The sequence below is a fragment of the Micromonospora sp. NPDC005298 genome (assembly GCF_040607375.1).
Classification (GTDB): domain Bacteria; phylum Actinomycetota; class Actinomycetes; order Mycobacteriales; family Micromonosporaceae; genus Micromonospora.
In genome coordinates this window covers 1-13,529 of the sequence record NZ_JBEXGP010000026.1, presented here as the reverse complement: position 1 = coordinate 13,529, position 13,529 = coordinate 1, and the positions used below count along the sequence as shown (strand labels likewise).

The window sequence follows — 13,529 nt, the reverse complement described above, 5'->3', positions numbered from 1 at the left end:
ACACGACGACGACGGGCGCTCTGGGTCGCGGGCGTGGCCGGACTGACAGGCGTGGTCGGCCTCGCGGCCCTCGGCGGCCTTGCCGCCCGCGACGACAAGCCCAGCTCCGACCGGGTGTCCGACGCCCAGCCGTCGACCAACCGGCAGAACGTCAGCGACGCCGGGGCCAACGCCGACGGCGCCACGGAGAGCGGCGGCCGGGACGACGAGTGGAGCGGCGACGACTGGAGCGGCTTCGACGACCGGGCCGACGGGCACGGCGAGAAGGACCGCGGCACGCAGGTCCCGTGCGACAGCGACAAGCTGATCCAGGCGATCACGTACGCCAACAACACCGACGGCGGCGTGCTGGAACTCGCCAAGGGCTGCACCTACCTCCTGACCCGCAGCCAGGACGGCAACGGCCTCCCGGTCATCACCCAGCCGATCACCCTCAAGGGCGAGCACACCACCATCGGTCGTGAGGCCACCGCCGGCTACTTCCGCATCCTCAACGTCGGCCCAGGCGGGGACCTCGTCCTCAAGGGCCTGAGCATCCGGGGCGGACAGACCCTCCAGCAGGCGATGACCGTGGACCCGGCGACGGTGTGGGCCCCGTACTCGACGTCGGTCCGGGCCACGGCGGCCAGGCCGACCACGACGGCCGCGGCCAAGCCGACCACGGCGGCAGCCAAGCCGGCAGCGACCACCGCCGCCAAGCCAGCGGCCAAGCCGGCAGCGACCACCGCCGCCAAGCCAGCGGCCAAGCCGGCAGCGACCACCGCTGCCAAGCCGGCCACGACGGCCGCCAAGCCCGCCGCGAAGTCGGTGGTCACGACGGCGGCCAGGGTGGCGACGGGTACGGCGGTCAAGCCCGCGACGGCCGGGCCGGCGGTGACGCCGCTGGTGGAGGAGCCGGGGACCAACGACGGCGCCGGGGTGCTGGTGCAGCCCGGTGGCCGGGCGGAGATCCTGGACAGCGAGGTGCTCTACAACCAGTCCGGCGGCAACGGTGGCGGGCTGGCGAACTTCGGCAGCACCAGGCTCAGCAAGACCACCGTGGCGCACAACACGGCCTTCCTGCACGGCGGCGGCATCTTCAACGCCGGGGTGCTCCAGGTCGACGAGTCGAAGATCAAGGACAACACGGCCATCATCGGTGGTGGCGGCGTCGCCAACGGCGCGGTCGGGATCCTCACCGAGGGCGTCGACGGCGGCTCGGTCTGGGTCTACAAGAGCGAGATCACCGACAACGAGACGCTCGGCTTCGGCGGTGGAGTCCTGGACGTCGAGGGCACCACGACGCTGCACCAGACCACGGTCAGCGACAACACGGCCCTTCTCGCCGGCGGCGGGGTGGCCGTGGCCGACAGTCAGCTCACCCTCGAGCGGGCCACGGTGTCCAGGAACAGCACCGCCGGTGTGGGTGGCGGCGTGGCGGTCACCTTCGACAGCACCGCGACGATCGAGGAAACCACGGTCAAGGACAACACCGCCGGGTTCTTCGGCGCCGGCCTCTACAACGAGGACAGCGTCACCACGCTGCGCGACAGCGAGGTGGTCGGCAACCGTGCCGTCGGGCCGCTCGGCAGCGGCGGCGGCCTCTACAACACCGACGGCGGCGAGGTCACCCTGCGCCGGACGACGGTCTCGCACAACGTGGCGACCCTGCCGCCGGGTGGGATCTCCAACGGCCTCGGCAGCTTCGTACGACTTGACGACGAGTCCGCGGTGTCGGCCAACCGCCCCACCAACTGCCTGAACGTTCCCGGTTGCTTCTGACCGGAACGGGTGGCTGATCCACATAGAGGGCGCGCCCCTCCGAGCCGGTCGTCGGCGCGGAGGGGCGTACCCATTTGGGCTGCTCACCGGCCCTGCGGCCCGCTTGGGGGGCGCGTCCCCCGCCGGGGCTTCCCGACCCTTGCCGGCCCGCTACGAACCTAATGTGGGGTTGTTTCGGATAAGCCCGCGAGGCGAGGAACATTCTCATAAGTTGGTTTTGGGAGCTACAACCGATTTGTAGCAGGGGACGCCCGCCTGAGGGCGGCGACCCTGTCTGGTACGAGGAGAGGGCAGAGAGCTCCGATGTCCAACTACCTAACGAACAACGAAGCCTCCGGGCGGGCGGCGGCCAAGCGTCGCCGCAAGCTCTGGCTCGCCAGCGGCGTGGCCGGTTTGACGGGCGTGGTCAGTCTCGCGGCGGTGGGCGTCGCGAGCAGCGCCGGAGCGGTCGGCCTGAACTGGAACACCGCGCAGGTGAGCAAGGACGGTGACCAGCGCGGCGACGAGGGACGCGACTGGGACAAGGACCGGGACAAGGACCGGGACAAGGACCACGAGCGCGGGAAGGAGGTGCCCTGCGACACCGACAAGCTGATCCAGGCGATCGTCTTCGCCAACAACAAGCACGGCGGTGTGCTGGAGCTGGCCAAGGGCTGCACCTACAACCTGAGCCGCAACGACTACCAGGGCAACGGCCTCCCGGTGATCACCGAGAACATCACCCTCAAGGGTGAGCACACGACGATCGCCCGGGAAGCCACGGCGGACTACTTCCGGATCCTCAACGTCGGCAGCGGTGGGCACCTCACCATCAAGGGCCTGACCATCAAGGGTGGGCAGACCCTCGAACTGTTCGACGCGGTCGAGCCGGCAGCCGTCTGGGCGTCCTACTCGGACTCCGAGGCGATCGCCGCGCAGGTGAAGGCGGGCGTTCCGCTGAACCAGGCGCTCACCGCCCGCCAGGCCAACCCGAAGGCGGGCCTGAAGGCGGCGCCGAAGGCCGCACCCAAGGCCACGCCGAAGGCTCAGGGTGGCGTCGTCACGCCGCTCGTCGAGGAGCCGGAGCCGACCGACGGCGCCGGCATCCTGGTCCAGCCGGGCGGCACCGCCGAGATCCTGGAGTCCGAGGTCGTCCTGAACCAGTCCGGCGGCAACGGCGGTGGCGTGGCCAACTTCGGCACCACGAAGATCTGGCACAGCACCGTCGCCCGGAACACCGCCTTCTTCTTCGGTGGTGGTGTCTTCAACGCCGGCCTGCTCAAGGTCGAGGAGTCGAAGATCACCGACAACACCGCGGTCATCGGCGGTGGCGGCATCTCCAACGGCGCCGCCCCGATCTTCACCGACGACGTCGACGGCGGGACAGTCGAGTTGAAGAAGGCCGAGATCACCGACAACGAGACGCTCGGCTTCGGCGGTGGCCTGCTCGACATCGGTGGCAACACCACGGCGTACGAGACCAAGTTCGCCTCGAACACCGCGATCCTCGCCGGTGGTGGTCTCGCGGCGGCGGACAGCCAGCTGAACCTGCACAACGTCACGGTCGAGAAGAACAGCACGGCCGGCGTCGGCGGCGGTGTCGCCATCGCCTTCGACAGTGCCGTCACGTTCGAGAAGAGCAGCATCAAGGACAACACCGCCGGCTTCTTCGGCGGCGGGCTCTTCAACGCCGACAGCGTCACCACGCTGCGCGACAGCGATGTCGTCGGCAACCGGGCCATCGGCCCGATCGGGGTCGGCGGCGGCATCTTCGACATCTTCGGCGAGGTCACCCTGTCGAAGACGACTGTCGCCCACAACTTCTCCACCTTCGCCCCGGGCGGTGTCTTCACCTTCTTCGGCGAGGTGAACGTGGACGACAAGTCGGCGATCACCGCCAACCGTCCGACGAACTGCCTGGCCATCCCGGGCGGTGCCATCGAGAACTGCTTCGCCTGATCACCCTCGGGTGACAGCGGGCACGACCCGACACGAAAGGACCGGCCCCCTTCCGCACCTCGCGGAAGGGGGCCGGTCCGTCGTCACTTCTGGACGAACACCGCCACGCTGCGCGCCGGCACCGAGAACGTGCCGGACGCCCGGTCGAAAGCGGCCGTGCGCAGCACCGGGTCGGCCGACGTCAGCAGCACCGGGTGCAGTGCCACGTCCGCGCCGCGCAGACCGGTCACCGTCTGCGTCGCCGCCGTCGGGGTGCCGTTGAAGACCACGGTCACCGACGTCCACGGCCCGCCCAGGCCACGGGCGTCCAGGGTCATGGTGAGGACGCCCGGGGTCTCCCGCTCCCCGGACAGCGGGAACGCCACCCGCCGCTGCACCTGCTCGGCCGTGGGCAGACCGAACACCGGCGACGACGCCCGGATGCGCAGCAGCTCGGCGTACCGGGCGTCGGTGGTGGTGATCGCCGAGCAGTCCGGCACCAGCGCCGGGTCGGCCAGCAGCGGCCGCGCGTACGACCACTTGTCCTCGTTGTCGGGCGCGGGTGGCAGGCCGGCGCCGAAGCCGTTGCCCTGCTCGCAGTCCCAGCGGATCTGGTTGAACCAGTCACCGGAGTTGTACGAGTTGCGGTCCAGCGACTTCGACCGCAGCCGTTCGGTGCCGGCGGTGACGAACCCGGTGCTCTGCCCCAGCACCACGGTGCCCAGCGCCAGCACCTGCATCCGGGCCCGGTCCGCCGCCGAGGTGCCCTGCGGCAGCTTGTACGCCAACGCGTCGTACAGGATCTCGTTGTCGTGCGCGTCGACGTAGGTGACGGCCTCCCCCGGAGCGGCGGTGTAGCCGGCCGGGGAGCCGTTGTAGTCCACCTGCGCCCCGGTGACCTGCCGTCCGGCGGTGTCGGTGAACCGGTAGCCGCGCAGGTTGCCGGTGAGCCCCACCTTGATCAGGTCGTGGGCGTGCAGCAGTCGGGCCTTCTGCTCGGCAGCCGAGCCGTTGACGGCGTCGCCGTTCGGGTCGGTGTAGAGCCCCGACGCGAAGCCCTGCACGCGCGGGTTGGCGTCGAAGGGGCCACCGCCGCGCACCGCGTCGCGCAGCCGGTCGTTGAAGGTGCCGATGCCGGTGCCCGCCATGTTGGCCTGGGTGGCCTGCACAAACCGGGCGTCGTTGGCGACCTCGCCGAAGTTCCACCCCTCGCCGTAGAGCAGGATCGCCCTGCCGTCGACGCCGTCGCGGGCGACTGTCAGCCGGTCCAGGGCCTTGCGGACGGCCAGGATGTTCGCCTTCGGGTGGTGCCCCATCAGGTCGAAGCGGAAGCCGTCCACCTTGTACTGCCTGGCCCAGGTGACCAGCGAGTCGACCACCAGCTTGCCCATCATGGCGTGCTCAGGGGCGGTGTTGGCGCAGCAGGTGGAGTTGGCCACCGTCCCGTCCTCCAGCAGCCGGTGGTAGTAGCCGGGCACGATCTGGTCGAGCACCGACGTGTCGTCGGTGCCGGCGGCCGACGTGTGGTTGTAGACGACGTCCATGACGACCCGCAGGCCGGCGTCGTTCACCCCGGCGACCATCCGGCGGAACTCGGTGGTCCGCGCCGCGCCGGCCGGATCGACGGCGTAGCCGCCCTCGGGCACGGTGTAGTGCAGCGGGTCGTACCCCCAGTTGTAGCCGTCGGTCTCGGCGACCGCCGCCACGCATTTCTGCTGTTCCGCGGAGTCCGGCGGGAGGGCCGCCAGGTCGCAGGCCGGCTGGCGCTGGTCGGCGCGCTTCTCCGGGATGGTCGCGAAGTCGAACGCCGGCAGCAGGTGCAGGTGGGTGACACCGGCGTCGCCGAGCGCCTTCAGGTGGGTCATCCCGGCGGTCTTCGGGTCGGTGAAGGCGAGGAACGTCCCCCGCCGCTCGGCCGGCACGGTGTCGTCGGCCATCGAGAAGTCCCGCACCGACAGCTCGGAGATCTGCGCCTTCGCCGCCGGCACGGGCGCCGGTTTGCGCAGGGTACGCCAGCCGGCCGGGGCCAGCGCCGGGTCGTTCAGGTCGACCAGTTGGCTGTGCGTGGAGTCCGCCGCGAGGGCCACCGAGTACGGATCGGTCACCGAGGCGGTCACCATCTTCTGCGCCGCCGGTTGCCACGCCTGCACCTGGTAGCGGTAGTACTTCCCGACCCAGGCGTGGCTGCCGCGTACCGACCAGACACCGGTGCGGTCGTCACGGCGCATCGGCACCGTCGTCGGCTGGGCGGTGGGCGAGTCGAACAGGTGCAGCGCCACCATCCGGGCCGTCGGCGCCCACAGCGCGAGGCTCGGCGTACGGCCGGCGAACGTCGGGCCGAGCGTGGCGTCGGTGGCCCGGGCGTACACGTCGTCGAGCACGCCGGGGATCTGCACGCCGGTCGCGCCGAGCAGGGCGCCCGCCGCGTCGCGCTCGGTGACGAGCAGCTGCCCCCGCAGCGCCGCCGGGACCTTGGCCAGGTCACGACGGTCGAGCGTGAAGGTCCGGTACGACCACAGGTGCGGGAAGGCCGCCCGCTGGGCCTCGGTGAGCCCGTTGCGCTGCGCGGACAACGGCAGACTGGTGTACGTGCCGGTCAGCTCGCCGTCGACCATGCCGACCCCGCCGGCCGGCGCGGCCACCAGGGCGTACGTCTTCCCGTCGGTGGGTCCGGTCTGCCAGGCCACGGTGGACCGGTCGATCCAGTGCGCCTTCTGTCGACTGATGTCGGTGTCCCCGCTGGCGCTGGTCGCGTTCGTCGGCAGCAGGCGGCCCGGCGTGGCGGCGAGCAGCCACACCTCCCGGCCGGCGCTGGCGAAGTCGAGCCGCTGGTCGTCCGGCAGGTCCTTGGTGTCGCCGTTGTGGATGATGTAGTTCAGCCCGGTGGCCCCGGCCGCCAGCGGCACCCGGAACACCGCGCCGAACGCGTCGACCGAGGTCGGCTTGAGCGGGCTCGCCCAGTCGGTCGGGGTGGCCGCGCCGTCCCACAGGTGCAGGCCCCAGCCGTCGTAGTTGCCGTCTGCCCGCCGGTAGTGGAGCACGGCGGTGCCCTCCTCGACCGGCGGGGCCGGTGCACCGGCGGCCGCCTGCCGGCTCGGGTAGATCGTCGGGTCACCCTGCTTGAGCCAGATCTCGCCGGTGGAGGTGACGTCGATGCTGCGATCCTGGGCGACGTCCTTGTTCCCGTCGGAGTCGACCACCAGGAAGCTCACCGACCTGGCGCCCGGCTTGAGTTTCACCCACGCGAACCGGCCGTAGGAGTCCTCGCCCGCGAACGGCTGCCCCGTGGGCCACTCGGTGACGTACGCCGGGTCGATGTCACCCCACGCGTACAACGACCAGTCGTCGTACCCACCGGCGGGGCGCTGGTAGTGCACCACCGCCCAGTCCCGGGAACTGCCCTGTGCCGGCGTACCCACGACGGCCGTGGACCGGGCCGTGGCGGTGCGGCCCCGACCGTCGCGGACCACCGCCTTGTACTCGACGCGGGTGCCGCCGGCCAGGCCGGTCAGGTCGTGCTGCACCGTGTACGGCGCACGGTCGGCGCTGCCCAGCAGCGTCCACTTCCCCCCGGCGACCCGGGCCGCGACGGTGACGGTCGCGAGCGGGTCACCGGTCACCTGCGCGGTGACGGTGGCCCGGGTGGCGACCGGCGCGTCCGGAGCCGGGCTGGTGATGGTGATGGTGGGCTTGCCGGCGGGCCGCGCCACGGGTGTGCCGGCCCGGTGCACCACCGCCGACAGCGGCGGAACGGTGAGGGTGAGTCTGCCGTCGGCGCCGGCCCTTGCGGTGCCCGAGCCGCCGTAGATGCCGGTGAAGGTGGTGCCGGCCGACCAGGTGTCCACTGTGACAGTCTGCGCGGTGTCGGCGTTGTTCACCGCCACCACGTACTCGGTGCGGTCGCCGGGAGCGATCCGGGACGCGGCGAAGACACCCGGGCCGTCGGCCGCGTAGCGGGTGACCTGCACACCGTCGCGCAGGGCCGGGTGCGCCTGGCGCAGCCGGCCCAGCTCGGCGATCGTCCGGTACAGCGGATGGCCGGTGTCGAACTGGTCGCTGGCGTGGGTGCGGTCGGTGCCGAGCAGGTCGTCGTCGAGGTAGTCGGGGGTCTTCGACGCGAACATGTCCTGCCGGGCGTCCTTGTCACCGCCGGGGCCGGTGAAGCCCTGCTCGTCGCCGGAGTAGACCACCGGCTGGCCACGGGTGAGGAACATCAGCTGGTGGGCGAGCTGGTCACGCCGCAGATGGCTGCCCGCACCGGTGCCACCACCGGCGATGAACGAACCGATCCGGCCCATGTCGTGGTTGCCCAGGAACGTGGTCAGCCGACCGGCGTCGGTGTCCCGGGCGGCGTACAGGTCGTCGCGGGCGTACACGTCGGCAAGCGCCTTCGCCGAGCCGGCGCCGGCGGTGTAGCCCCGCGCGGCCTCCTGGAAGGCGAAGTCGAGGGTGGCTGGCAGGCCGCCCTGCCGGACGTAGCTGGAGCTGATCTCCGGGTCGGCGCTGTACACCTCACCGAACATGAAGAAGTCCTTCTTGCCGGCCTTCTCGGCGGCCCGCTCGATACCCCTGCTGAACTGCGGCCAGAAGTCCATGTTGACGTGCTTCACGGTGTCCAGCCGGAACCCGTCGACGCCCGTCGCGCCGATCCAGTCCCCGTACGCCTTGGTCAGCCCCTGGACCACCTCGGGACGCTCGGTCCACAAGTCGTCGAGGCCGAAGAAGTCGCCGTACTCGCTGTTCTCGCCGGCGAAGGTGGAGTCGCCCCGGTTGTGGTACATGGTGGCGTCGTTGAGCCAGGCCGGCACCTTCACGGTGGCGTCTCCCGGCTCGGCGAACGTCGGCGTGTACGGGAACGACTCCCGGTCGACCGGTGGGAAGGCCCGGCTGCCGTCGGCGTAGTTGCGGTCCTCGAACGCGCGCCCCTGCGCGTCGGTGTACGGCGAGGTCGCCTTGTCCACGTACGCGTACCTGTCCTCGGCGTACTTGATGACGTCGGCGGTGTGGTTGACGATCACATCGAGGTAGATCTTGATGCCGCGCTGGTGGGCGAGCCGGACCAGCCGCTTCATCTCCTCGTTGGTGCCGAAGTGCGGGTCCACCTGGGTGAAGTCGGTGATCCAGTAGCCGTGGTAGCCGGCCGAGACGTCGTCGCCGCTGCCCTGCACGGGCCGGTTCTTGAAGATCGGCGCGAGCCAGATGGCCGTGGTGCCCATCCCCTGGATGTAGTCGAGCTTGTCGATGACGCCCTTGAGATCGCCGCCGTGGTAGAAGCCCTTGTCGGCCGGGTCGAGCCCGGTGCGCAACCGGTCGCCGGTGAGGCCGCCCCGGTCGTTGCGGGGGTCGCCGTTGGCGAACCGGTCCGGCAGGACGAAGTAGAACTGCTCGGCACGTGCGGAGGTGTCGCCCGCCTTCAGCAACGCGTCGGCGGTGGGTTCGTCGCGCCACTGGAGGGCGCCGGCGGCGGCCAGCGTGTCGGCACTGGACGGACGGGGATCGCCGGTGGCGCCGAGCTGGCGCACCGCGACCGGGGCGCCGACGAGGGTGACGGTGAGCAGTGAGACGAGAGCCAGCAGGGCGGTGCGCGGTATCGGCGGGGGTTTCATCGACGCCTTCCTCTGGTGGATTGGCCGCACGCTAACCCTTGCCGAAACATTCTGCAATACCTTGCAAACATGGTCGCAACAAAGCAGCGTCCTTGCGGAAGCGGCAATCAGAACCCGCTACACCGCACCCCGTCGACCGTGCACCCACGCGGCGTCACGGACGCCCGCTCCAGATGGAAGCGCAGCGCCGCCGACCCGCCGGGCGGCACGTCAACCCCACTGACGTACGTGAAACCGCCGTCGAACTGCCGCACCGTCCCCTGTGGCACACCCTCCACCCAGGTCGTCACCAACCGCCCACCGCCGGAGAACTCGAACCGCACCGACCAACCACGGCGCACGCCCGACGCGTTGACGACCAGCACCTCGCCGATGAACCCGCCGTCGAAGCTCTGCACGACCCGGTACCGGCCACTGACCGGCGGCGGAGCCTGCGGAGCGCGCGTGGGCTCCCGCGCTGGCGTCGAGGCGACCGTCGGTGCCCACGTCACCGCCGGGCCGCTCGACGGCACCCCACTCGCGCGCGGCGACAGCCCCGGCCGCAACTCCGGAGCCGACGACCCGGTCGCCGCCGGTGCCGGCTCACCCGACGGCACCCGCGGCAACGGCAACGCCGGCGGGGGCGACCCCGCGTCCGACGCCGGACTCCGCCCCCGGTACGCGCCCAACGCCACGATGAGCAGCACCACCATCACGACGACACCGGCCAGCACCACGATCCAGGGCGACGACGCGATGGCTACCGGACCACGGGACGGTCGACGGGCACGACGCATGCCGGACATGTACCTCCCTCAGCGGACCGTCCGGGCAGCGTAGCGATCGACGGCCGGGCCCGGGAAGCGCCGACGATCAGCCCAGGCGGCAGCTGACGCCGTTGACCGTGCACCGCAGCGGCCGGGTCCCCGACTCGCCCCAGCCCAGCCGCAACCGCAGCGTCCTGGTGTCGCCCGGGGCCAGCGAACGGGTACCCCGCACGACGAACTCGCCGTCACCCCGCCCCCACACCGAAACCCCCGAGTCGTCGGACACCCGCAGAGCCCACATGTCGTCGTCGAACGCCAACTCCACCCGCCACTCCACCGCCTGGCTCGTGGAGTTCGTGACCGACAGCACCGCCTCGGTCCCGTCCCGGCCGTCCGTACCGACCTCGTACCGCGCGCTCACCGTCCGCGCCGGCGTCGGCGCCACCGCCGGGGCGCTCACCCGCGTGGCCGACGGCGACGCCGTGGCGACCCGCGGCGACGGCGTCCGACCGCTCCGCGACGGCCGCGGCGACACCGTCCGCCGCTCCACCCCCGCCGGCGTCGGCCCACCCGTCGGCGACACGGCCGCGGGCACCGTCGGCAGGAACACCGGCGGCGCGGCCCGCGGCCCGTCACCCCGCTCCCGGGTACGGAACGACAGCAACGCGACCACCAGCAACGCCACAAGCACACACACGCCGAGCAGCACCACAACCCACGGCACCGACGCCAACACCCGGGCCGTCCGCACCTCTGCCGCACCCTCCGGCCGCACCGCCATCAGGTCTCCCCTCGTCCCCACCGACGCGCCAGCGTAGCCAGCAACGACGGATCGGGCCGATCGGCCCACCCGACACCGCGAAGGGGCCGGTCGCGCAGACGGCCCGGCCGATCAGGCCGTCCGGACGACCGTGCAGATGACCGGCTCCGCATCGGCGGTACGCAGCAGATAGCGGTACCGCTCCCCCGGCACCGCACACCCCCGGCTGTCCAGGAACTCCCACTCCACCGCCACCATGGCCAGCATCGCGGACAACGGCTGGACGTCCTCGATACGGGCGTGCGCCGCGACCAGCTCCCGGTCCTGGTAGTCCGGGGCGGCGCCCACGAAGGACAGCGCGACGGCCGCCGGCGAGCTGAACGAAAAACTGTACGTGTCGGCCACCACCAGTCCGGGCAGGGCGTAGCAGCCGGCGAGAGCCGGCAGGTCACCGGAGACCAGCGCCACGCCGTACCGGTCGAAGAAGTCCGCCAGAGTGTCGAGATCGGTGGAGGCGTTCACGGCGACAGCAATTGCCGGTCACCAGCCAGGTCAAACCTCAACGCGCCGGAACCCGGACCTCGATCTCCGCACCCAACCGCGCACCCGAGGCCAGACCCAGGTCGTCCCCGCTCCAGAACCGCCCCGGGTCGTACCAGTTCGGACGTTTCCCCGGCGGCAGCAACCCCATCGCCTCGTAGGTCACCGCCACCACCTCCGCGCAGTACGCCGTCTCCAACGCCCGCTCCCGCGCCTGACCCGATTTACCCGGCTCGCCCGTTCCTGCCGGCGTACCCGCGCCCGGGGGCTGTCCCGGCTTGCCCGCCCCTGCCGACTGCGCCGGCTCGCCCGCGCCCAAAGGCTGTCCCGGCTCGCCTCTTCTCCCCGGCAGGCCGGCCAGACGCGCCAGTCGCCCGGGACGCGGCAACGTCGGCACCCGCCCCCGCGCCCACCGCCACGCCAGCTGCGCCGTCGACGGGAACGGCGTCCCGTCCAGCCGCGCGACAGTCCGCAGCACGGCCCGTTCCATCTCCCCGTCCGCAGGCGGGTCGAGCTGCCGCAACCAGGCCCGCTGGCCGTACCGGTTGGCCCAGACGCAGACCGCGTCCCGCAGGTCGTGCAACTGCACACCCCGCTGATGACCGCCCGACCACAGATCGGGCAACGACCGGCCCAACTCCGCGTGCCACATCAGTGGCGGCATGTCGTCCAGCACCACCGCCATCCCGACGTGGTTCACCGGGCTGTTGGTGGTCAACTGGATCGCCCGGTCCGGCACGCTACGGCCCCGGAACACCCACACGTCACCGGTGCGGGTCAATTCGACGGCCTCATCCAGGCTGATGCTCATGAGGGTCTACCCTAGGCCGATGCGGCAACGGATGCGGTGGTGGAAGGTCCTCGGGCTGGCCGGCCTCGCCGGCGTCGCGGCCTCCGGCGTGGTCATCGCCCGCGCCGAACGACGGCGGCGCGCGTACACCCCCGAGGAGATCCGCCAGCGGCTCCTGGAACGCCACGCCCAAGCTGGGGAAACCTCCCCTGTGGAGGGCGCGCGGGGCTCCGCCTCCGACGAGTGACCGACACCGTGCGGCACGACGACGCCCGTCGCTGAGCGGGCAGGTCCACGCCGATCCGGTGGTGCTCTGAGACTGCTCCGACGCGGCTGCTTCTCCGACGGCGGCCTACTCGCGGCGTCCGGCGCCGGCCTGCTCGCGTTTTCCGGCGGCGGCCTGCTCGCGGCCGACCGGCTCCGCAACGTGCCGCCCCGCGCGGGATCACTAGGCAGGGCCTTTGCCGGGCGGACCCGGCCCTGCTCGCATGATCGTGCTCGATCCCTGATGTAGTGGCCTCCCCGCGCCGCCGAGGGGCCTCTTTCCTGGATCGAGTGCGATCTTCGGGTTGTCGAGTGTGGTTTCGGTGGCATTGCCCGGTTTGAAGACTGGTCCGGCCGGGTGATGTGGTCGGGGTTTTGGGTTCGGATGGGTTTGGTCGGAGTTGGTTCGGTGGTGTGGTCGGGGTTGGGTTCGGGAGGTGTGGGCGGGGCGTTTGAGTTCGGGTGGGTGGGATCGGGGGGCAGTTTGGGTTCGGGTGGGTCTGCTGTCGGGTTCGGGTCGGGTGCGCTGATGTGTGGTGTCCGCCGTTGTGAGGTTTGTGCCGTGGGCGGGGCCACCCTGGGGGCGGAATCGGGGGCCGGGCGGGGTCGTTGTACGTGGCATGCCGCCGCGACTTCGGGTCGCGGGGGCGAGGGTGGCCCCCGGGGAACACCGGCCCGGCCGCCGCGGTTACATCCCCCGGCACGACCAAGCAGCCGCCTGCCGTGAGGCCTGGAATGGTCCGCCGCCCCCGGCTGTTGCACAGTCTCCCGATGCCGGCCCGCACGGGCCGCCGGGTGAGAAGACTTCCCCCCGCTTTGCACGTGCGGCACGCCCCACACCCCCCGGGGTGTGTCGTGTACCCCCGACAGGCAGAGGAGCACGCCATCATGCGTACCGATCTGATCCGTAAGACCGCCCTGACCGCCGCTGGCCTGGCCTTCACCGGCGGCGCCATCGCCGGACCCGTCACCACCGCCTTCGCCGCCCCGACCAGCGCCAAGCCCGCATCGCAGACCCAGGCCGACCGCAAGCCCGCCAGCGAGCGGGAGCTGGGCGTGCGCTACGAGGCGCAGCCGAACTTCTACTACTGCGGCCCCGCCGCCACCCGCAACGCCCTGAGTGTGCAGGGCAAGAACATCAACGT

8 protein-coding genes and 1 pseudogene are annotated in these 13,529 nt (G+C 71.5%); 4 read left to right on the top strand and 5 right to left on the bottom strand.

The window, feature by feature from the left end; translation table 11 throughout:
- The first annotated feature begins 33 nt into the window (after positions 1-33).
- Together ABZS77_RS25805 and ABZS77_RS25800 are read left to right on the top strand one after the other, a co-directional pair.
- A complete protein-coding gene (locus ABZS77_RS25805; protein ID WP_354827765.1) occupies positions 34-1,761 on the top strand; it encodes a right-handed parallel beta-helix repeat-containing protein in 1,728 nt (575 codons plus the stop codon).
- A gap of 303 nt (positions 1,762-2,064) precedes the next feature.
- Positions 2,065-3,699, top strand: a complete 1,635-nt coding sequence (locus ABZS77_RS25800) for a hypothetical protein (RefSeq protein ID WP_354827762.1) — start codon at positions 2,065-2,067, stop codon at positions 3,697-3,699.
- An 83-nt stretch (positions 3,700-3,782) separates the two neighbouring features.
- On the opposite strand, the gene pulA is transcribed toward ABZS77_RS25800, so the two are convergent.
- From pulA to ABZS77_RS25775, 5 genes are all read right to left on the bottom strand, one after another.
- Positions 3,783-9,284, bottom strand: a complete 5,502-nt coding sequence (gene pulA / locus ABZS77_RS25795) for a pullulanase-type alpha-1,6-glucosidase (RefSeq protein WP_354827759.1) — start codon at positions 9,282-9,284, stop codon at positions 3,783-3,785.
- 107 nt (positions 9,285-9,391) lie between these two features.
- Positions 9,392-10,069, bottom strand: a complete 678-nt coding sequence (locus ABZS77_RS25790) for a cellulose binding domain-containing protein (protein ID WP_354827756.1) — start codon at positions 10,067-10,069, stop codon at positions 9,392-9,394.
- Between the two features lie 67 nt (positions 10,070-10,136).
- Positions 10,137-10,811, bottom strand: a complete 675-nt coding sequence (locus tag ABZS77_RS25785; RefSeq protein ID WP_354827754.1) for a cellulose binding domain-containing protein — start codon at positions 10,809-10,811, stop codon at positions 10,137-10,139.
- Between the two features lie 111 nt (positions 10,812-10,922).
- A complete protein-coding gene (locus tag ABZS77_RS25780; protein ID WP_354827751.1) occupies positions 10,923-11,312 on the bottom strand; it encodes a hypothetical protein in 390 nt (129 codons plus the stop codon).
- Positions 11,313-11,349: 37 nt separating this feature from the next.
- Entirely contained in the window at positions 11,350-12,141 is a 792-nt protein-coding gene (locus ABZS77_RS25775) for a collagen-like protein (RefSeq protein WP_354827749.1), read from the bottom strand.
- 19 nt (positions 12,142-12,160) lie between these two features.
- On the opposite strand from ABZS77_RS25775, the gene ABZS77_RS25770 reads away from it, so the two are divergent.
- Together ABZS77_RS25770 and ABZS77_RS25765 are read left to right on the top strand one after the other, a co-directional pair.
- Positions 12,161-12,367 (top strand): hypothetical protein, encoded by a 207-nt coding sequence (locus tag ABZS77_RS25770; protein WP_354827747.1) that lies wholly within the window; start codon positions 12,161-12,163, stop codon positions 12,365-12,367.
- Between the two features lie 905 nt (positions 12,368-13,272).
- A pseudogene (locus tag ABZS77_RS25765) lies at positions 13,273-13,529 on the top strand (phytochelatin synthase); the annotation flags it as partial.